Origin of the sequence: Treponema parvum (genome assembly GCF_017893965.1) — a bacterium.
Classification (GTDB): domain Bacteria; phylum Spirochaetota; class Spirochaetia; order Treponematales; family Treponemataceae; genus Treponema_D; species Treponema_D parvum.
The window spans coordinates 1,872,156-1,892,312 of sequence record NZ_CP054142.1 but is presented as its reverse complement, the minus strand read 5'-3'; the positions used below and the strand labels follow the sequence as shown (position 1 = coordinate 1,892,312).

Annotated in this window: 19 protein-coding genes; 18 read left to right on the top strand and 1 reads right to left on the bottom strand. The window is 44.0% G+C overall.

Going from position 1 to position 20,157, the window contains the following annotated elements:
* Nucleotides 1–94 precede the first annotated feature (94 nt).
* Nucleotides 95–1,861: a formate--tetrahydrofolate ligase gene (locus HRQ91_RS08330; protein ID WP_210119112.1), complete on the top strand. Its 1,767-nt coding sequence runs from the start codon at nucleotides 95–97 to the stop codon at nucleotides 1,859–1,861.
* Between the two features lie 64 nt (nucleotides 1,862–1,925).
* On the opposite strand, the gene thrH is transcribed toward HRQ91_RS08330, so the two are convergent.
* A complete protein-coding gene (gene thrH, locus HRQ91_RS08325; protein ID WP_210119111.1) occupies nucleotides 1,926–2,531 on the bottom strand; it encodes a bifunctional phosphoserine phosphatase/homoserine phosphotransferase ThrH in 606 nt (201 codons plus the stop codon).
* A 344-nt stretch (nucleotides 2,532–2,875) separates the two neighbouring features.
* Here thrH and HRQ91_RS08320 point away from each other — a divergent pair, with 344 nt between their 5' ends.
* The 17 genes from HRQ91_RS08320 to feoB all read left to right on the top strand — a co-directional run bounded on the left by HRQ91_RS08320 (nucleotide 2,876) and on the right by feoB (nucleotide 20,152).
* A complete protein-coding gene (locus HRQ91_RS08320) occupies nucleotides 2,876–3,922 on the top strand; it encodes a KamA family radical SAM protein (protein ID WP_210119110.1) in 1,047 nt (348 codons plus the stop codon).
* Nucleotides 3,923–4,074: 152 nt separating this feature from the next.
* Nucleotides 4,075–5,340 (top strand): divergent polysaccharide deacetylase family protein, encoded by a 1,266-nt coding sequence (locus HRQ91_RS08315; RefSeq protein WP_210119109.1) that lies wholly within the window; start codon nucleotides 4,075–4,077, stop codon nucleotides 5,338–5,340.
* 182 nt (nucleotides 5,341–5,522) lie between these two features.
* Nucleotides 5,523–5,825, top strand: coding sequence for a Fic family protein (locus HRQ91_RS11760; RefSeq protein ID WP_246473198.1), 303 nt, complete (start codon nucleotides 5,523–5,525; stop codon nucleotides 5,823–5,825).
* Nucleotides 5,776–6,576 carry a Fic family protein gene (locus tag HRQ91_RS08310; RefSeq protein WP_246473197.1) on the top strand — a complete coding sequence of 267 codons (801 nt, stop codon included), beginning with the start codon at nucleotides 5,776–5,778 and terminating at the stop codon, nucleotides 6,574–6,576. The genes HRQ91_RS11760 and HRQ91_RS08310 overlap by 50 nt, the downstream gene beginning before the upstream one ends.
* 142 nt (nucleotides 6,577–6,718) lie before the next feature.
* On the top strand, nucleotides 6,719–6,979 hold the full coding sequence (locus HRQ91_RS08305) for a type II toxin-antitoxin system RelB/DinJ family antitoxin (protein WP_210118163.1): 261 nt from the start codon (nucleotides 6,719–6,721) through the stop codon (nucleotides 6,977–6,979).
* On the top strand, nucleotides 6,979–7,245 hold the full coding sequence (locus tag HRQ91_RS08300) for a Txe/YoeB family addiction module toxin (RefSeq protein WP_210119108.1): 267 nt from the start codon (nucleotides 6,979–6,981) through the stop codon (nucleotides 7,243–7,245). Before HRQ91_RS08305 ends, HRQ91_RS08300 begins: the two co-directional genes overlap by 1 nt.
* 231 nt (nucleotides 7,246–7,476) lie before the next feature.
* On the top strand, nucleotides 7,477–8,493 hold the full coding sequence (tsaD, locus tag HRQ91_RS08295; RefSeq protein ID WP_210119107.1) for a tRNA (adenosine(37)-N6)-threonylcarbamoyltransferase complex transferase subunit TsaD: 1,017 nt from the start codon (nucleotides 7,477–7,479) through the stop codon (nucleotides 8,491–8,493).
* Nucleotides 8,494–8,599: 106 nt separating this feature from the next.
* Nucleotides 8,600–8,965 (top strand): metal-dependent transcriptional regulator, encoded by a 366-nt coding sequence (locus tag HRQ91_RS08290; protein ID WP_210119106.1) that lies wholly within the window; start codon nucleotides 8,600–8,602, stop codon nucleotides 8,963–8,965.
* 286 nt (nucleotides 8,966–9,251) lie between these two features.
* Nucleotides 9,252–9,821, top strand: a complete 570-nt coding sequence (locus tag HRQ91_RS08285; protein WP_210119105.1) for a DUF3793 family protein — start codon at nucleotides 9,252–9,254, stop codon at nucleotides 9,819–9,821.
* A 31-nt stretch (nucleotides 9,822–9,852) separates the two neighbouring features.
* Nucleotides 9,853–10,266, top strand: a complete 414-nt coding sequence (locus HRQ91_RS08280) for a flavodoxin (RefSeq protein ID WP_210119104.1) — start codon at nucleotides 9,853–9,855, stop codon at nucleotides 10,264–10,266.
* Nucleotides 10,267–10,944: 678 nt separating this feature from the next.
* The gene (locus HRQ91_RS08275) at nucleotides 10,945–13,035 is read left to right on the top strand and encodes a methyl-accepting chemotaxis protein (protein WP_210119103.1); all 2,091 of its coding nucleotides are present in this window, start codon (nucleotides 10,945–10,947) and stop codon (nucleotides 13,033–13,035) included.
* Between the two features lie 239 nt (nucleotides 13,036–13,274).
* Nucleotides 13,275–14,270, top strand: a complete 996-nt coding sequence (locus HRQ91_RS08270) for an extracellular solute-binding protein (RefSeq protein WP_210119102.1) — start codon at nucleotides 13,275–13,277, stop codon at nucleotides 14,268–14,270.
* 98 nt (nucleotides 14,271–14,368) lie between these two features.
* Nucleotides 14,369–15,481 carry an ABC transporter ATP-binding protein gene (locus HRQ91_RS08265; RefSeq protein ID WP_210119101.1) on the top strand — a complete coding sequence of 371 codons (1,113 nt, stop codon included), beginning with the start codon at nucleotides 14,369–14,371 and terminating at the stop codon, nucleotides 15,479–15,481.
* Complete coding sequence (locus tag HRQ91_RS08260; protein ID WP_210119100.1) at nucleotides 15,478–17,175, top strand: ABC transporter permease; 1,698 nt, start codon at nucleotides 15,478–15,480, stop codon at nucleotides 17,173–17,175. The genes HRQ91_RS08265 and HRQ91_RS08260 overlap by 4 nt, the downstream gene beginning before the upstream one ends.
* 203 nt (nucleotides 17,176–17,378) lie before the next feature.
* Nucleotides 17,379–17,591 carry a FeoA family protein gene (locus HRQ91_RS08255; protein WP_210118173.1) on the top strand — a complete coding sequence of 71 codons (213 nt, stop codon included), beginning with the start codon at nucleotides 17,379–17,381 and terminating at the stop codon, nucleotides 17,589–17,591.
* Nucleotides 17,592–17,755: 164 nt separating this feature from the next.
* Nucleotides 17,756–17,977, top strand: coding sequence for a FeoA family protein (locus HRQ91_RS08250; RefSeq protein ID WP_210118174.1), 222 nt, complete (start codon nucleotides 17,756–17,758; stop codon nucleotides 17,975–17,977).
* 9 nt (nucleotides 17,978–17,986) lie between these two features.
* The gene (feoB, locus tag HRQ91_RS08245) at nucleotides 17,987–20,152 is read left to right on the top strand and encodes a ferrous iron transport protein B (protein ID WP_246473196.1); all 2,166 of its coding nucleotides are present in this window, start codon (nucleotides 17,987–17,989) and stop codon (nucleotides 20,150–20,152) included.
* Nucleotides 20,153–20,157: the final 5 nt, after the last annotated feature.

Genomic DNA, 20,157 nt, shown 5'->3' with positions numbered 1-20,157 from the left:
TACAATAAGATTTATAATTGTGCGCAAAGAGCGCACGAAATGCGGCGTTTTCGAAAATTGACATTTTCTGCAACGCCGCATTTATGGAGAATGTATGCTGTCGGATATTGAAATTGCGCACAAGGCTAAAATAAAACCTATTACTGAAATTGCAAAAAAGATAGGTATCGATGAGTCTTCTTTGGATTTATACGGCCCTTACAAGGCAAAAATTTCTATGGCGGAACTGATCGCGCTCCAGTCTAAGATTGGCGCGACAGGTTTTGCTTCGTCTTTCGAAGCCGGCGGTAAAGCCTGTAAAACTTCACAAAAAGATCTTGCTTCGCACGCTCCTACGTCTTCTTCCGGATGCGGGAAACTCATTCTTGTGACGGCTATTACGCCTACCCCTGCCGGGGAAGGAAAATCCACGGTCTCTATAGGACTCGGCGACGGGCTTTCCAGAATCGGAAAGCGTTCCGTGATCGCCATTCGCGAACCTTCGCTGGGCCCGTGCTTCGGCGTAAAGGGCGGCGCGTGCGGCGGGGGATACGCTCAGATCGTGCCGATGGAAGATATAAACCTGCATTTTACAGGCGACATCCACGCTATAACTTCGGCGAATAATCTTATAGCCGCCTTGATCGACAATCACATTCATCAGGGAAATGAATTAAGGATAGATCCTGCAACGATTTCTTGGAAACGCTGTATGGACTTGAATGACCGCTCGCTGAGAAACATCGTTATAGGTTTGGGCGGAAAGGTAAACGGGATTCCGCGGGAAGATCATTTTTTAATTTCCGTAGCAAGCGAAATAATGGCAATAATCTGCCTTTCACGCAGCATCTCCGAACTCAAAACGCGGTTGGGCAATATAGTCATAGGACGCAATTATGACGGTAAACCCGTTACGTTCGGGCAGCTTAAGTGCGTAGGCGCCGCGGCGGCCTTGCTTAAAGACGCCGTCAGGCCGAACCTTGTGCAGACCCTTGAAGGAACTCCTGTTTTTGCACACGGCGGACCTTTTGCAAATATCGCGCACGGCTGCAACAGCATAAATGCAACGCTTTGCGCTCTTACTTCAAGCGATTATACGGTTACGGAAGCGGGATTCGGTGCCGACCTTGGCGCCGAAAAATTCTTTGACATAAAATGCAGGATCGCAGGCCTTAAACCCTCCGCCGCCGTAATAGTGGCAACGATACGTGCTCTTAAGATGCACGGCGGCGTCGATAAAAGCGAGCTTTCAAAACCCAATACGGCCGCTCTTTCTTGCGGATTTGAAAATCTTCTTACTCATATAAAAAATGTTGAAAAATACGGAGTTCCTTCCGTGGTCGCCATAAATAAATTTGCCGCCGACACGGAAGAAGAAATTTCTTTGCTTAAAGAACTGTGCGAAAGAAACGGCGTATCCGCAGTCCTGTGCGAAAGCTGGGAAAAAGGCGGCGCCGGAGCCGAAGATCTTGCTCGGGCGGTAGTCAAACTGTGCGACGAAAAATCTGATTTTCATTGTTTATACGAATCCTGCCTCCCCCTTGAGAACAAGATCGAATGCATAGCGACACGGATCTATCGTGCAGGGAAGGTAGACATCGCTCCTTCGGCCGCAAAAAAGTTAAAACAGTTTACGGAAGACGGTTTCGGAAATCTTCCCGTATGCATAGCCAAAACTCAGAATTCCATAAGCCACGACCCGTCTCTCATATGTGCGCCTAAAGGATTTACTTTTCCGATCAGAGACGTTCAGCTTTGCGCCGGCGCGGGGTTTGTAGTTGCTCTTGCGGGCGACATAATGACCATGCCGGGATTGCCTAAAATGCCCGCGGCTTTAAACATCGACGTCGACGACAACGGCGTAATATCCGGTTTATTTTAGCGTGATCTTAGGATGTCTAAAAACGCGACAGGGCAAACTTTAAAAATGTTTTATGCAAAAATCGTCATTCTTTTATCGTATTTTTTATAGCTTTAAGAAGGTCGCCGTATTGCGTAAATGCGGGAATTTCGGGATTTTCGGCAATGATCTTTTCCGTAGAGCGGAATAAAAAGCCCGCCTTGGAGGCCTTGATCATAGCGAGGTCGTTAAAAGAATCCCCTGCGGCGATCGTGTCAAAACCGGCAGTCTGCAGCGCTCTCACTGTTTCATATTTACCGTTCGCTTTTCTAAGTTTATAGCCGGTTATTTCGCCGTCGGGAGCAACCGTAAGAGTGTTGCAGAAGATCGTCGGGTATCCCAGTTTTTTCATCAGCGGCCATGCGAACTGTGTAAAAGTGTCGCTCAATATTATCACTTGTGCGAAACTTCTGAGTTCGTCCATAAATTCAACTGCGCCTTTTAAAGGATCTATTTTTTGAATCGTCGCCTGAATTTCTTTCAGTCCCAAACCTTTTTCTTTTAAAATTGTAAGACGGAACTTCATTAATTTATCGTAATCCGGCTCGTCGCGGGTAGTTCGCTTGAGTTCGGGAATTCCCGTTTCTTCCGAAAAAGCTATCCAAATTTCCGGCACCAAAACGCCTTCGAGGTCAAGACAAGTTACAAACATATTATTCTCCGTAAATGCGGCGTTGCAGAAAATATCAATTTTCGAAAACGCCGCATTCGTGCGCATGCTCCGCAACAAGCGCGTAAGCGCGAAGTTTCGAGCGGCGCACAGTTTAAATAAATGAGTTTTCGAAGAAAACTCAAAGTTAAAAACCGCTGCGCCTGCGCAGCAGTGGCTTTTAAACATTCTCCGTGAAATATTGCTAATTATAACCTGTCGGCGATATTTATTCAATTTGGCGCATTTGGATTCAGATTTTTACATGAGCCAATACGTTTGGCGTTTCGAGCGCCGCGTTTGCCGCTTATTTGCTAAAATGCCGTATTCTTACTATACTCGTTTTAATGACCAACTCCCCGACTGAAAACAAAATGCCTCTTCTTGTTTCATCGCATTATAAACTCATTTTAAAGCGGTTATCCGATGCGGAAGAAGAAGAATACCTTAAGGCTATGCGGCGGCAGATTTTTCCTTCGGATAAAGAAGACTCTGTCTTGCCTTATGAAATTTCAGATCCGCTCGGCGCATGCAAATTTCAAGTGACAAAACGTGCTGTGCATCAATATAAAAATCGAATACTTTTGCTTACCACAGGAAAATGTTTTTCAAATTGCCGTTATTGTTTTCGCAGGGATTCTTCGATAAGGGGCGAAGGTTTTATTCCCACCGAAGAAATCGAAAATGTGTGCGCCTATGTCAAAAATCATCCTGAAGTGCAGGAAATTCTGCTTTCAGGCGGCGATTGTCTTACCGCTAGTGACAATGAACTTTTTGATCTCATCGGTTCGCTGCGCTCGACGAGGGCTTCGCCGACTAATACTTGCTGTCCCGACGAACTTCTTATCCGCATATGCACCCGCGCCCCCGTTTTTGCGCCGGAACGTTTTACTTCTTCTTTGATCTCCATGCTTCAAAGTTTAAGACCTCTGTGGCTCATTCCTCACATAAATCACCCAGCTGAAATAGATCCCAAATACTCGCCTGAAACCGTCCTTGTACTGAAAAGGCTTATAGATTCGGGAATTCCGGTACAGTCTCAAACGGTTTTACTACGCGGTGTAAACGACAGTGTGGAAATTCTTTCAAAACTTTTTCACGGACTTACTCTGCTTGGCGTCCGTCCCGGCTATTTGTTTCAGGGCGACTTGGTTCCCGGAACGGCGCATTTCCGTGTGCCGATAGAAAAAGGAATCTCATTGTATGAAAAACTTCGTAAAGAGTTGTCAGGACTTTCTACTCCCGTCTATGCCGTTGATTTACCGGGCGGCGGCGGCAAGATAAATTTGCTCCGTTTTGCTTCCGATCTTACGCATTTTCAGATTATAAAGGGCAAAAAAGATTATAAAATAAAAGATGAGGACGGCAATGTCTGGTCTTATCCTATAGAATGAAATTTATATTCACCCTAGTGCAGCTGCGGCGAGCTGCAGAGTGCTGCCCGGAGCGTAGTCTTATATTCATCTTAGGGCGGACTGTGCCGAAACTGTTTCATAATGGACATGAAAGTATAAAAATCATAAAATGTTTTACATAAACGCGCCGCATGCTTGACGGCTGCGTCGTTACGGCGCCTCTAAAAACTATGGCAAAAAAAAGATCGTTTTTAAAAAAGACTAAGGTTAAATTGTCCGCTTCAAAGATAATACTCCTTACGGCGATAATAACGGCCGTCTGTGTCGCAATGCTGGTTTTCAGCGTCTTGTTTCCTACTGGGGCCGCAAGATTTTCCAAGTCCGCCGCCGGCAGCCGCTCTGAAGTTTCATCTGCGTTCGAAGGGCCGCCGTCCGACGCCGCGCCGCCTGAAAAAAACAATGGGAAACCCGACATGCCGCCCCAGTCTTCCCGCGGTCCTGCCGCTTCCTTATCCGGCGATTCCAAGTCAGACAGTGTAAAACCTGCATCGAAAGTTTTAAAAAATGAGGCGGATAAACTTTCTCACGGCACGGCGCCCGTACCCGCGACAAATAAGTCGCCCGGTACGCCGCCTGTTTCCGCACCGAACAAGTCTTCCGGCACACAGGCTGATTCTATGTCAAGTAAGTCTCAAAACACCGCCGTGCTCGCTTCCGGCCGTAAAGATCGCGCCGTCGCCGATTCGGTTAAAGAAAAAGAATTTGACATTCCTTCCGCCGTTGGGAATCCCGTTCTGGTTTTTGTATTTGACGACGGCGGACAAAACCTTTCTCAGCTTGAAAAATGTCTTTCGATTCCTTTTCCGATCACTGTTGCGGTTTTGCCTAGCCTCGTTCATTCCGTCGAAAGCGCTCGCCGCGTACGTGACTCAGGTCATGAACTGATCTTACATCAGCCTATGCAGGCCTTGGATCTTTCGGTAAATCCCGGGCCCGGCGCAATTCTTCCTCAAATGGGCACGGACGACGTTATGGACATAATTTTTAAAAACATCGCTCAGATCGGACCTGTGGCCGGTTTTAACAACCACGAAGGTTCTCTCATAATGGAAAATAAGATTTTGGTCGTCGCCGTCCTTGAAGCCGCTGTCCAAGCGGACGTGTTTTTTCTCGATTCCAGGACAACTGCTTCTTCTCAAGCATCTCAGGCTGCGCTTGAATTGGGCGTGAGCATTTACAGCCGTGATATTTTTTTGGATAATATACGCACCAGAGAAAATATTATCGCTGAGCTTTTGAAAGGTCTTGCGATTGCCAATAAAAAGGGTAATTGCATTATGATAGGTCACGTGTGGGCTGCCGAACTTCTTCCCGATATTTTAAAAGAATTATATCCCTTGCTTGTAAAAAAAGGGTACCGTTTTTCGGTTGTGTCGAAGTCCGGCGCCGAACGATGACAGACATATTACGGCGGCGGCAGATTTTCACGCCGTTTTTTTGTCCTAAGGCCGCAGATTCAAGTCCTATTTCTGTTAAACTGTAAATCTTCTATGTCATTAACTTGTTCTCTATGTCATTTTATGCTATTATGACATAAAGAGCGCGTTTTTGGACAGAGATACAAAATAAGTAAATTACTATGCATAATTTTGAATACGAAGAAAATGCTAAAAGATTGCTGACACCTGAAATCGTCCAACTTTTAAGTTCAATTTATGAACACAAAGGCAGGCAACAATTATTTGTGGAAGCTAAAAAGGACGAATTACATACTTTAATGGAAATTGCGAAAATTCAAAGTACGAAATCTTCAAACAGAATTGAAGGTATTTATACAACCGATAAAAGACTTGAAGAATTAATGTCTAAGAAGTCACAACCGCAAAATAGAAATGAACAGGAAATTTCCGGTTATAGAGAATGTGCTTGCTACAATCCATGAAAATTATGATTATATTTTTCCTACATCAAATATTATTCAGCAGCTGCACAGAGATTTATATTCATACAACAAGAACGGAGTTGGAGGAAAATTTAAATCAAGTGACAATATAATTGCCGAAACGGATAATAAAGATATTCAAAAAGTCAGATTTGCACCGGTTCCCGCTTATGAGACGGAGGAAGCTATGCGTCAAATGACAGAAAATTTCTTAAAAGCCTGGAGCGGTAATAAAACGGATAAATTACTTTTAATTCCTCTGTTTATTCTGGATTTTTTATGTATTCATCCTTTTGACGACGGAAACGGACGAATGAGCAGACTGCTTACACTTCTTTTGTTTTATAGAGCGGGATTTATTGCGGGGAAATACATAAGTATCGAAATGCTCATTGAAAATTCTAAAGAAACATATTATGAAGCTTTACAGGATTGTTCTTTGGGCTGGCATGAAAATACCAATTCTTATGAAGCTTTTGTAAGATATTATTTTGGAATTTTAATAAAAGCTTACAATGAATTTGAAAATCGTGTCGAATATCTTTCTTCCTCTAAAATTTCAAAGCAGGAACGAGTAAAAAATCTTATTCAAAATACGGTTGGTAAAATAAATAAGAGGGAAATTCTCGAAAAATGTCCGGACATAAGTAAAAAGACCGTTGAGCGCGCTTTAGCGGATTTGGTAAAGCAGGATTTAATTGAAAAGGTCGGCGCAAGTTCTGCAACAGCTTACGTTTGGATTCAAAAATAGGTTTTGTACAAAAACTTTATTTATTTTGAGAATTAGTTTTTGACTGAAAGCGATATTAAAAATAATAAATTAAATTTTTAACAGGCAGGATAGGTTGTTTTTTAGTAGTTTGTGTAGTATAATGTAGTAAGAGGTATTAAAAATGACTACAATATCAGCAAAAATTACATATGATGATAAAATAAGTTTTGAGCGGATATGTGATTCTATGGGAATCAATATTTCTTCGGCTATAAATTCTTTTGTAAAGGCAACAATTCGGGAAAATGGTCTGCCCTTTGCACTGAAAGCATCCGAAGATCCATATATTTATTCGGAAGAAAATATGAAATATTTGCGTAAAAGTATAAATCAGATTGAAAACGGAATAGGTCAAATTCATGAATTGAAGGAAATTGATTGATGGTAAAAGTTTGGTCTGATATTGCATGGAAAGATTATTGTGAACTTTTTAATAAGCATCAACAAAAATTGATAAAAACTACGCATGATTTAATTAAAGATATTGAAAGAAATGGCATTGATAAAGGGAAAGGCGAACCTGAGCCGTTAAAGCATGAATTATCAGGGTATTGGAGCAGAAGAATGGATACGGCAAACCGGCTTGTATATAAAGTTGAAGATAATAAATTATATATTGTTCAGTGCGGTACCCATTATCATAAATAAGAAAAATAGCCTGACCCCCGCTTCAAACTGACATTCGGTTTGTAAGTTAAATTGAACGGCGCTATTTTAGACGTTGAATTTAAACCTTCATTAAAAACTATACTAAATCTATCCTTTGAAATTGCCGGATAAAAGGTAAGATTTTCACAAACTATCTGTTGACTGCTGAAGTTTAAGTCTTTATGATACAAATACTTATAATTTTGTTAGAATATTAGGAATGGAACATATATGAAAATTTTAGGAATAGAATCGTCCTGTGACGAAACGGCGGCCGCCGTTGTCGAAGACGGGCAAAAAATACTGAGCAATGTGGTAGCTACGCAGATACCCTTCCATGAGGTTTATAACGGCGTTGTGCCCGAAATTGCGAGCCGTAAACACGCCGAGTGGATTCTTCCCGTGGTGCGGCAGGCCTTAAAAGAAGCCGACCTTTGCTTAGCGGATATTGACGCCGTTGCGGCGACGAATCGTCCCGGCCTTATGGGCTCCCTGCTCGTAGGACTTACCTTCGGAAAAACCCTTGCATGGGCGAGCGGCAAACCGTTTATCGCCGTAAATCACATGCTGGGGCACCTGTACGCGGCTCATCTTGTGCAGCAAATAGACTATCCGTATTTGGGACTTTTGGTTTCCGGCGGGCATACGATTATATGTAAGGTTTTAAATTTTGACGAACTTGAAATTCTCGGAACGACGATTGACGATTCCGTGGGCGAAGCATTCGACAAGGTGGCGAAATTTTACGGGCTTGGGTACCCCGGCGGCGTTATCATAGACAAACTTGCAAAAAACGGCTCTCCGGAGGCCGCGCATTTTCCCGTTCCTAAAATCGACAAGGGCGAACACCGCTACGATGTTTCCTTTAGCGGACTCAAGACCGCCGTAATTCACCAGCGCGATATGTTTTGGAACGATTCTTATGAAAAAACGGCGGAAAACATGTGTGCGGCTTTTCAAGAGACGGCCTGCAGAACAATAACGAGCCGCCTTTTCCGCGCTGTCGAAGACACGGGAATTTCTACCGTGGTCGCCGGCGGCGGCGTTGCCGCAAATTCGCGTTTGCGCGCTTTGCTTGCGGAAAAAAAAGAGCTGAACTGTATATTTCCGCCTTTGAAACTTTGCGGCGATAACGGCGCGATGATCGCAGGCGTTGCGTATCACTTTCTTAAACGTGGCGACAGGAGCGGTTGGAATACGACAGCCAGCGCCCGCATTCCTCAGTTTAAACGCGGACTAAAGCGGTAAGCTCGTTTTATCGGTTGTCCCGAGCTTCCCAAATGCGTCTGTAAAATTGCAGTTTTCAAAAATTGTGATATAATTAATGAGAATAAAACGAATATTGGAGTTTTGAATGTATGAATCCCGAGAAGATTATCTTGAGACAGTATTGATGCTTCAGCAGCAGAACGGCTTTGTCCGTTCCGTAGATATCGCAAATCATTTAAAAGTCTCAAAACCCAGCGTGAGCCGTGCGATGGATATACTTTCCGAAGGTGGATACATCACGTTTGGACTCGGAAATATGATAAAGCTTACGGAAGAAGGCGAAAAAAAAGCCCGCTCGGTTTACGGCCGGCATATCATGCTCACGGATTTTTTTGTAAAAATAACGGGCGTATCCCGAGAGCAGGCGGAAGAAAATGCCTGCCGCGTAGAACACGCTATCGACCGTGATATTGAAAACGGCATTCGTAAATGGCTTGAAGAGAATAAGTGACGCGCGGCTGTTCGGCCAAGTGCCGGTTGTTTTTCCGCGTACGGATTGCCGGCTGTTCGGCAATTAATGTCCGATTTTTTAAATTCCATCGGACGATCAAAAGCTGTGCGGCTGAAAATCGGCGAAAACTGAAAATCACAAAAGATTTAATTCAATGCTCAAATTTTATCATCTCAAAATTGAACCGAAATATTAAAAAAATATCAAAAAAGTATTGACATCTAACTAAAGTTTGTGTATGCTAACTCTAGTAGCTTGAATGTTTTTCAGCGCCGATGGGGTTGGGATGTCTTTAGAGCAGGTAGTCATATGTCATTGCGGCCCCGTCTTAACGGGAATAAAGGTTGCAAATCTTATAAGCTGTTCTTTAAAAGATTTTCCCGATTTGGAAAACGACATAGCCGCCCTTAAAAACAGGTGCGCATCCTTCGGTTTGGAATGCAGAATCATATGCAGATATTCGGGTTTTTTCCTTGTATTTGTATACAACCGATGTGAGTTGGAAACCGTTTTTAAAGATACGGATGTTTTTGAGTACATGGAGAGATTGGGATATAAGATGGACGGCGTTGAGTCCCTTATAGATCAATTATCCTTGTGTTTGAAAATACGGAAAACCTTTCCGCATGAGATCGGCGTGTTCTTAGGCTATCCTTTAGAGGATGTCGAAGGTTTTGTTGAAAACTGCGGTAAGAATTTTAAGATTTCAGGCTATTGGAAGGTCTACGGCGATATGGAAAGGGCTATGGCCGTTTTTAAGCAATACGATTGTTGCCGTAAAAAATGCCTGATGATGGCCGTAAAAGGTTTTTGTATAGAAGACGTTATCCGCTCGGCGGATTTAAAATTTGCTTAATAGTTGAATTTGTGGTTTAAGGAGAAATGGAATGAGTAAGGTTGCTATCGTTTATGCAAGTACTACGGGGAATACCGAAGCTATGGCAAACGCCATAAAAGAAGGCGCAGGCGTAGTTGATATTTTTACGGCGGCTGACACGAGCGCCGACGCTCTCGCCGGATACGATGTTTTGATTCTCGGAAGCCCCGCTATGGGCGCCGAAGTGCTTGAAGATTCCATGGAGGCTCTCTTCAGCGACCTTGAAGGAAAGATCGCCGGTAAAAAAGTCGCCTTGTTCGGTTCTTACGATTGGGGCGACGGACAGTGGCTCAGAGACTGGGCGGATCGCGTAAAAGCTGCGGGTGCGGTTTTAATAGGCGAGCCTTTGCAGATCCAACTGACTCCGGACGACAGCGGACTTGAATCTTGCCGTGCTTTCGGCAAGGCTGCCGCATCTGCATGATAATTTTTGGGATAAGTTTCTTGTATACAGTTTTCAGATACGGTCTTCGTTGAAGATCGTGTCGACAGCAAGTGCTCCTACTTGCAAGTCATGTCAAAATGTTTCCCGCGTTTTGAGGGAGATCTGCTATTACCGTCGCAGGTCTCCCTTTTTTTTATGCTTCGCCGCTTTATTTGAAAATTGCCGCAAAAAAAATCCGTGTTGCTGCTGAGGCGAAGAAATCTCTAATTTATGACATAAACGAAAAAAAATCTTTCCATAATCATATATTATGTGGTATACTATTGTGAGATTAGGAGAATACAATTGAAATTTTCCAAATTGCTTGGTAATATATTTACCCCCCCCCCGAAAAAAACGAGTCCGGTAACAGTTCTAAAACTAACTATGATGATTTAATTTACTCTTGCACCCATTTATTAAAAAATTATAAATCCTTAATTTATAAATACAACGATCTTCTAACAAAATATCAAGAGCTTTTATTAAAAAACAAGGATCTTATCAATTCCTGCCTTTCTATCTACAAACGGCAATTTTTTACCGTAAACACCATAAATACAAAAGAAAAACCCATCCAATATCGTCACTTATCAGATGATCAAACTGAAATATGCATATGCAAATTTAAATGATAATTACTTACAAATATAGGAATTTTCGTTTTGGAGGCTTTATATGAAAAAGAGATTTTCCTTGCGTTACAAACTCATCATTATCTTCGGTCTTTTAATCGCTCTGGCATCGGCATTTGAAATTTTGCTTGCAGTCCTTTCGGCTCGAAAAGCGGTCATTGAAAAGGTGGAAACGCACTTGGTAGACAAGTCAACCGATGTTTCTAGAATAATAGACGGTCGCATTATCGCATTTTGGCAATTCCTTGAAGGCATAGCGCGTATGTCTATGTTCACCGACGCTTCCGTTTCGAATGCGGAAAAAATCAGGCTGCTGCAGAACGAGGTTGCATTTAATGCGGCTATACAGGAATTGGATTTCAGCGAGCTTGACGGCACGCTCCATAGTATCGGCGGAAGTGCCCAGGTCGGCGATCGGGAGTGGTTCCAATCGGCGCGGAGCGGAAAACCGTTTCTTTCAGAACCGCTTTTTTCGAAGACGACACAAAAACTTATCCAAGTTATTTCCGTTCCAATATACAACAATAATCATCAAGTTATCGGTGTTCTGAGCGCCGACATTGACGGATTCTGGCTTTCAGAACAGATTAAAGATCTCGTTGTCGGTAAAACGGGCAATTGTTACATAATGGGTAACAGCGGTATCATTATTGCTGACAAAGATGCCGAGCTGATTAAAAATCAAGCGAATATTATCGAACAGGCGAGAACTAACGAAACACTTACTTCAACTGCCGCTTTTTTGGAACACGTTTTGGACACCGATGAAAGCGAAATAGGCTATTACACATACGAAGGCGAGTCTTACATAGCTTCTTTTGCGACTATGCAGACGACCGACTGGTCGATTATTATCCGCGCGCCGGTTGACGAATTTATGGGAACGGTGAACACGCTGCGTCTTTCAATGATAGGAATCGGTGCAATTGTTTTATTTATCGCCCTCGCCGTCATATATTTCGTTGCGCGCGCTATCATCAAACCGATCTCTGTCGCCGTAGGCGCCTTAAAAGATATTGCACAGGGCGAAGGCGATTTAACGGTTCGCCTGGCCGTAACCGGTAATGATGAAATCACCGATATGGCCGAGTATTTTAATCAGACTATATCCAAGATCGCTTCATCAATTAAAGCGGTAGGCCAAAACAGTAGCGTTATGGAAGAGATCGGAAACGAGCTTGCCAGCAACATGACCGAAACTGCAAGCGCAGTTCACCAAATAAACGCTAATATTGACGGCGTAAAACAGCAGGCTCTGACACAGTCCGCAAGCGTTACGGAAACCGCCGCTACGATCGAAGAAATAGTCCACACGATAAATCAATTGAACTCGAGCATAGAAAATCAGTCTGCGAGCGTGACGGAATCTTCTTCGGCAATCGAGCAGATGGTGGGCAACATTGCGTCCATAGGGCAGACGCTTGAAAAAACCGACAGCGTGATTAAAACTCTTGCAGACGCAACGGCCGATGGAAAAAGTACGGTCATTAATTCAAACAGCATAACTCAAAAAATTGCCGAAGAATCGGGCAGCTTAATTGAAGCGAGCACGGTTATTCAGAACATAGCTTCGCAGACAAATTTGCTTGCGATGAACGCCGCGATCGAAGCCGCTCATGCGGGCGAAGCGGGTAAGGGCTTTGCCGTCGTCGCGGACGAAATAAGAAAGCTCGCGGAAGATTCTGCAGAACACGGTAAAACGATAACCAACACTCTTAAAATTCTTTCAAATGAAATAGAAGCTCTGTCCGATTCATCCAAAACTGCAGAAGAAAAGTTCAACACTATTTTCAACTTAGCAGAACAGGTAAAAACAATGAGCGACCGCGTAACGGAAGCCATGCAAGAGCAGGAAAACGGCAGCAAAGAAATACTTGCCGCAATCCGAAACATAAATACCGTAACGATAGAAGTAAAAGAGGGCTCTGAGGAGATGCTTAAAGGAGGGGAAGGGGTTGCTCAAGAGATGAGAAAACTGGAAGAGCTGACAAGGGTTATCACGGAGAGCATGAACGAGATGGCTGCAGGGGCCATTCAGATAAACAACGCTGTACAGGAAGTAAACGAGATCTCTCAAAAAAATAAGACTAGCATTCAAAGTTTGGCGACAGAAGTCGGAAAGTTTAGGGTGTAAACTCTGTATTCATACTAGTTGGGGCGTTTTCGAGTTTTGTTAAACTCGAAATTCGACCTGTCGGTCAAAGATACTCCATATTTTAACTCATTAAAATTCAACAGTCGAACAAAATATCGGTTTCGGAGACTGTTGAATTTGTGCATTGTAAAAAGTATACGGGTATACTAAAATTTGCACTTTGGGAAATTCTGGTTTATAATTACGCTAATATTTTCACAAATTATTTTGGAGGATTTATGAAAAAAATTTTATTTGCGGTACTTGCCTGTACGCTTTTATCGGGCGCAGTATTTTCGAAAGGCGGAAACGACAAAGCTGATGAACCGCCTAAAGAACTTGTAGTGTGGAGCGCCGCTTCCGAAGACGAAGCGCAGGCTCTTGTAGCAGCGTTTACGAAATTGCATCCGGAAATTTCAACAAGCATTATACGGGCAGGTTCCGGGGAATTGCTTACAAGGCTGAACGCCGAACAGCCGCGTCCGAGCGGAGACGTTTTGATGGGTATTGCAAGAGAATCGTTCGATATGGCATATGAATTGTTCCGTCCGTATAAAACGGCAAATCATGCGAATATCGGCGAGAACGTTCGGGATCCGGTCGCTGTGCCGAAGTATTACGGGTTTTCAATGCCGTTGCAAGCTTTAATGGTAAATACCAATTTGTTAAAACCGGAAGACTATCCCAAAACATGGAAAGATCTCATAAATCCGAAATATAAAGGCGAAATAGTACTTGCAAATCCTACGCTTTCCGGTTCGGCATACGCACAGCTTTATATGTGGTACAAGTTCTACGGCGAAGATTTCGTAAGAACAATAGCGCAAACGGTAGTGTTCAATACGAGTTCTACGGCAGGTCCTGAAGCTGTTGCACGCGGCGAATATGCTATCACCGCCACAGGGGAAGCAAATATTGCAAAATATATGGAAAAAGGCAACCCTGTAACTTTCGTATATCCGTCCGACGGAACGGGCGCTCGTTTCGATGCGTCCGGCATCATCGATCACGGTCCGAACCCCAAAGCCGCCGAGCTTTTTATGGATTTTCTCACGTCAAAAGAAGCGTATCAAATCATCTACGATACGCGCGGACGACGAGTTGTTATTGATGGTATTCCCGGTCCGAAACATTTACCGTCGCTGGATAAAATCAAGCTTGTCGAATATAACGCGAAAGAAGCCGCCGACATGCGTGAAGAATTGACAAGTAAATTTTCCGACATGATGAAATAACAGCGTAAAAGAAAATACTTTCCATTTAATAAACTCGCACAGCCGTTATATCTTAGGATTTAAAGGCTGTGCATACACCTTTTTTGGAGAATCCAGATATGAGTCTCAGTCTCAGTTACGATAAAATTAATAAAATATTCGATAAAGGTTCGCCCAATGAAGTTCACGCCTTAAAAGATGTAAGCTTTACTGTAGAACCCGGCGAGCTTTTTTGCCTGCTCGGACCTTCAGGCTGCGGTAAGACAACCCTTCTGCGGAGTACGGCGGGCCTTGAATCCATAACCGGCGGACATATTTTATACGGCGGTAATGATATGACTTCCATTCCTCCGTTCAAGCGGAATATCGGAATGGTGTTTCAAAGCTTTGCGCTGTATCCGCACATGAGCATATTCGAAAATGTTGCGTACGGTTTGCGCGTTCGAAAAATTCCGAACGATGAAATAAAGCGCAAAGTCACCGAAGTTATGGAACTCGTCGGTTTGCAGGATGAATTAAAACGAAACCCCAGTCCGACGGCGCTTTCGGGAGGCCAGCAACAGCGGGTTGCAATCGCGCGCGCTCTCGTATACGATCCCGACTTACTTCTCCTCGATGAACCCTTGGCAAACCTCGATGCGAAACTGCGCCGCTATATGCGCGCTGAGATACGCCGTATCCAAAAAGCGACTAATATAACTACGCTTTTTGTAACTCACGATCAGGAAGAAGCAATGGCCATAGGAGACCGTCTGGCTGTTTTCAAAAAAGGCGTCGTCGAGCAGATAGGTACGTCGGATGAATTATATACAAAGCCGCAAAATGCCTTTGTCGCAAATTTTATAGGAAAAATGAATTTTTTCCACGGCAAACTTACGCCGAACGGAGCGGTTCTGGACTACGGCGGCATAAAGGTTGACGTACAAAAAGCAAGGCGGTATGTTTCTTCATCCGTATCCGACGGAGCCGATGTTGTTGTCGGAGCGCGTCCTGAGCAGCTTTCGGTGTCTTCTAAAAAAACTGCCGACAGTATTCCCGGTGAAGTTAAAATTATTCAGCATCTCGGTCAATTTGTGCGTTATGAAGTCGAACTGCCGAAGGAAATTTCAAAAGTACCCGTTGAAGTCGATATGCCGCACATGGAATCTGCAATCCGTGAACTTGATACGGCATATGTTTCCATAAAATCGGATCTGGCATACCTCTACCTGCATGACGGAGAAGACGAATGAAGCAACAAAAAGATCTGTTTCAAAAAGATTACACACAACTGTTGGTGTTTTTTCTTCCGATGGCATTTTTGTGCGTGTTTTTATTTTGGCCGCTTGCGAATACGTTTTTACGCGCGTTTATGAAAACGGGCAATAAATTTAATCTTGACAGCTTGAGCCTAGCGGGGTTTACGAAATTTTTTACAAGCGCTTTATATAAGCGGAGTTTAAAAAATTCGTTTATTGTCGGTTTTTCGGTAACATTGTTGTCGCTGCTGGTAGGTTTGCCGATGGGGTATTTTGTCGCGCGCGTGAAAATGCCCGCAAAAAAACTCATGCTTTCTTTGGGCGTTCTGCCGATAATCATGCCGTCGTTTGTCGGCGCATTTTCATGGATCATCTTACTTGGGCGTCAAGGCATCGTACGCCATTTTTTTAATTTGATTCTTGCTCCTTTAGGTATAACGCTGCCGCCTGTCTACGGGCTGTTCGGTATGATTTTCTGCATGACGATGACTTACTATCCATTCGTTTTTATGCTGTGTGAAGGGGCTTTCGCATCGGCAAACGCGCTGCTTGAAGATTCCGCAATGCTCATGGGCGCTTCCCGCGCATATATTTTTCGTACGATCACATTTCCGCTCATCCTTCCAAGCTTGGGAGCTGCAGCTCTGCTCGTATTCGTGCGTTCGATCGGAAACTTCGGTATACCAGCCGTCATCGGCGGCGACGAATACGTGCTGCCGACGCTTATCTATTTCCGCGTAAACGGTTTTTGGGATATCAACGGCGCGGCATCCATCGCGGTTGTAAATGTCGTCATTACCGGCATCGTTTTATTCTTGCAAAAGTATGTCGTTTCAAGGCGAAAATATGAAACGATAAGCGCAACTCATGCGAAGATCAAAACTCATACGCATCCGGTTATCCGCGTCATCGCGATGATATATTGTCTTATCATATTGTTGATTTCGCTTGCGCCGCAATTTACGATTATCATAATGTCGTTTTTTGAAAAATGGTCGGGCTTGCTTCCTGAAAAATTTACTTTCACGAATTACACAATCATTCCTCAAAAATCGCATAATGAATTATTTAATTCGTTCTATCTTTCGGTTTGTGCAACGCTGTTCACCGCTATACTGGGAAGCATAATTGCCTATATAACCGAGCGGAAAAAACCGAAAGGCGGCGCAATACTTGATATGGCGATAATGGCCCCATTTATTTTGCCTGGTACGGTAGTTTCGGTTGCGCTCATTTCGGCGTTCAGCGGACGCGCCGTTATTTCACTTGGCGGTACATATACGATTATAATAATTTCATACATGATTCGGCGAACTCCTTATGTGTATCGTTCCGTTTCCGCAAATTTAACGCAGCTAAATCCTGCGCTTGAAGAAGCGTCAACCATTGCCGGCGCGCATTGGATTTACACTTTTTTAAAAGTAAGCGTTCCGCTGATCCTGCCCGGTATTGTAAGCGGCTCGATTTTGACTTTTTCAACGCTGCTGCAGGAATTGAGTACGACAATTTTACTGTATGGCGCAAAGACGCGTACCGTTCCCGTACAGATTTACGGCGCGGTTGCCGACGGCGCGCTCGGTGAAGCAAGCGCATTATCGGTCATCTTGCTTATCATAGTATTTTTAATCGTATACTCTGCAAATAAACTGCAAAAAAGCAATTTGTCATCGGGATTTAAACTCGGTTGATGTCGAAAAAACGGCGGTAAATGTATAAATCTGCAAATTTATAGATCTGCCGCCGAACATCCTTTTGTTCAGACCTCTCTTGCCGCTTTCGTCCTCCACACGCTCTCGCACGGATAGACTCTACATGATTGTTGACAGATAATATAAGTTAGTGTATCCTAATGTCAGATGGATATTGCTTTTTTCTGTCAGTGGAGGGATGTATGCCTTTAACGGTCGTGTCGCAAGGTAGTTTGGTAAAAGTTAAAAGAATCGGCGGCAGTGCGGCCGTAAAGCAGCATCTGAATGAATTGGGATTTAACGTGGGAACGGAAGTTACGGTCGTATCCGTTTTAGACGGAAGTTTGATCGTAAAAGTTAAGGAATCCCGCATTGCGCTGGACTCTAATTTGGCGGGAAAGATATTTTGTGCATAAGAGTATTCCGGCCGTACGTCGACAAATATCCATTTTTTAAAGTTTAAACGCTTATTTTTTTAATCAGATAATCATTCCAGTTTCTCGTGTATGAAGGTACGGATCTTAGAATGACGGTTTTGTGTATAGTTTAATTTGTATTTTTTATTAGGAGATATAAGGGTATGAAAACTTTACGCGACATTCCTGTCGGTTCGACTGCTAAAGTAAAGCAGTTGCATGGCGGCGGCGCTCTGAAGCGGCGTCTTATGGATATGGGGATAACAAACGGCAGCGAGCTGTTTGTCAGAAAAGTGGCTCCACTGGGAGATCCTGTAGAGATCACTATACGCGGGTATGAATTGTCCGTACGAAAAGATGATGCGGACTGTGTTGAAATGGTTTGACGGGGTAAAATGATGAGTATAAGAATTGCATTAGCGGGTAACCCGAACAGCGGAAAAACGACTTTGTTTAACTCTTTGACCGGTGCCAGTCAGTATGTAGGAAACTGGCCGGGAGTTACTGTTGAAAAGAAGGAAGGAAAGATAAAGGGAAGCGATACGATCGTAACGGATCTTCCCGGTATTTATTCTCTTTCTCCGTATACATTGGAAGAAGTGGTGAGCCGTGATTATCTTATTAAAGACGATCCGGATGCGGTTTTGAACATTGTGGATTCGACGAATATAGAACGCAACCTGTATTTGACGACACAGATTCTTGAATTGGGTAAGCCTGTGGTTATAGCGTTGAACATGATCGACGCTTTGAAAAAATCAGGTGGCAAAATCGATACTGCAAAACTTTCATCCGAACTGGGATGTAAAATTGTTGAAACTTCGGCCCTTCACGGAACGGGAGTAAAAGAGGCTGCTAAGGCCGCCGCACAGAAATCTTCCGCACCGTCAGCCTGTTTCAGCGCCGACGTGGAAGCCGCCATTAAAGAGATGACAGCCGTTCTTCCTTCTTCGATCGATGATGTTCTTAAAAGATGGTATGCCATTAAATTGCTTGAACGCGACAAGGTTGTACTCGACCAGTTGAAGCTCGGCAAGAACGAACTTGAAAAAGCGGAAGCCATTTCTAAAAAACTTGAAGACTTAAAAAACGATGATATCGAGTCGATCATTACGAACGAGCGCTATAACTATATCACCGGCATCGTGAGCCGATGTGTAAAAAAATCCGGCAAAAAACTCACGCGATCCGACAGAATCGACCAGATAGTAACGAACCGATGGTTGGGTATTCCCATATTCCTGCTTGTAATGTGGGGCGTTTACTATGTTTCGGTTACTACGATAGGCACATGGCTTACCGACTGGACTAACGATTCTTTCGTGGCGGGGCTGCAGGAAATCGTTCAGGGCTGGATGGAAGGCGCCGGCGTAAATGAAATTCTTATTGACTGTATCGTAAACGGAATTATGGGCGGACTCGGCGCTATCTTAGGCTTTGTGCCTCAAATGGCCATTCTGTTCCTTTTGCTTTCTATAATTGAAGACTGCGGCTACATGGTTCGCATAGCCTTCGTTATGGACCGTATATTCAGAAGATTCGGTCTGTCGGGCAAAAGTTTTATTCCGCTTTTGATCTCTTCAGGCTGCGGCGTTCCGGGCATCATGGCTTCAAAGACCATCGAAAACGACAACGATCGCCGTCTTACCATAATCACTACGACGTGGATTCCCTGCGGTGCAAAATTGCCTGTAATAGCCCTTATGGCGGGAGTTTTGGCCGGCGCTCTTACGGATCTTAACGAAGGAAATGTTGCCGCTCTGATGTACGCAACCGGACTTTGTTCCGTTCTTGTTTCCGCAGTTATCCTTAAAAAGACGAAACCGTTCCATGGCGAAGCCGCTCCGTTTGTAATGGAATTGCCCCAGTATCATCTTCCGCAAGCTAAGACGGTTCTTTTGCACACTTGGGAACGCTTACGCGGCTTTATGATAAAAGCGGGAACCATATTGTTCCTTGCCTGTATCGTAATTTGGTTCTTGTCCAGCTACGGCTTCGGTGAAGAAGGATTCGGGCTTGTTGATTCTCCTGATTCGCTGATGGCGGTTTTGGGCAATGCTATTCGCCGCATCTTCATACCGCTGGGCTTCGGCGGAGCTGACGGCGGTTGGCAGGCTGCCGCTTCTTCTATTGCAGGATTTTCCGCTAAAGAAGCGATAGTAAGCACTATGGGCGTTCTTGCCAACGTGGATGAAGAGCTTGTAGAAGAAGCCGGCGAAGTTGCCGTCGCTATAGCTTCATGGTTCCCGACCGCTGCAGCCGCGATGAGCTTCCTCGTGTTTAACCTTCTTGATTCTCCGTGTGTGGCAGCTATAGGTGTAATGGCGAGCGAACTTAAAGACCGCAAATGGTTCTGGTTTGCCATTTTGTTCCAGAATATTTGGGCTTATGTGATTGCGCTTTGTGTGTACAACTATATGATGCTTGCGGCAGGCGTGTTTACCGCAGGAACTGTAGCGGCGATCATCTTTACGGTTATAATCTTGTACATGCTTTTCCGAAAGGATCCGTATAAGGGAATGTCTTTTGAAGTGAAGCGTTCCGTAGCCGCTGCGGTTTAAAAGCG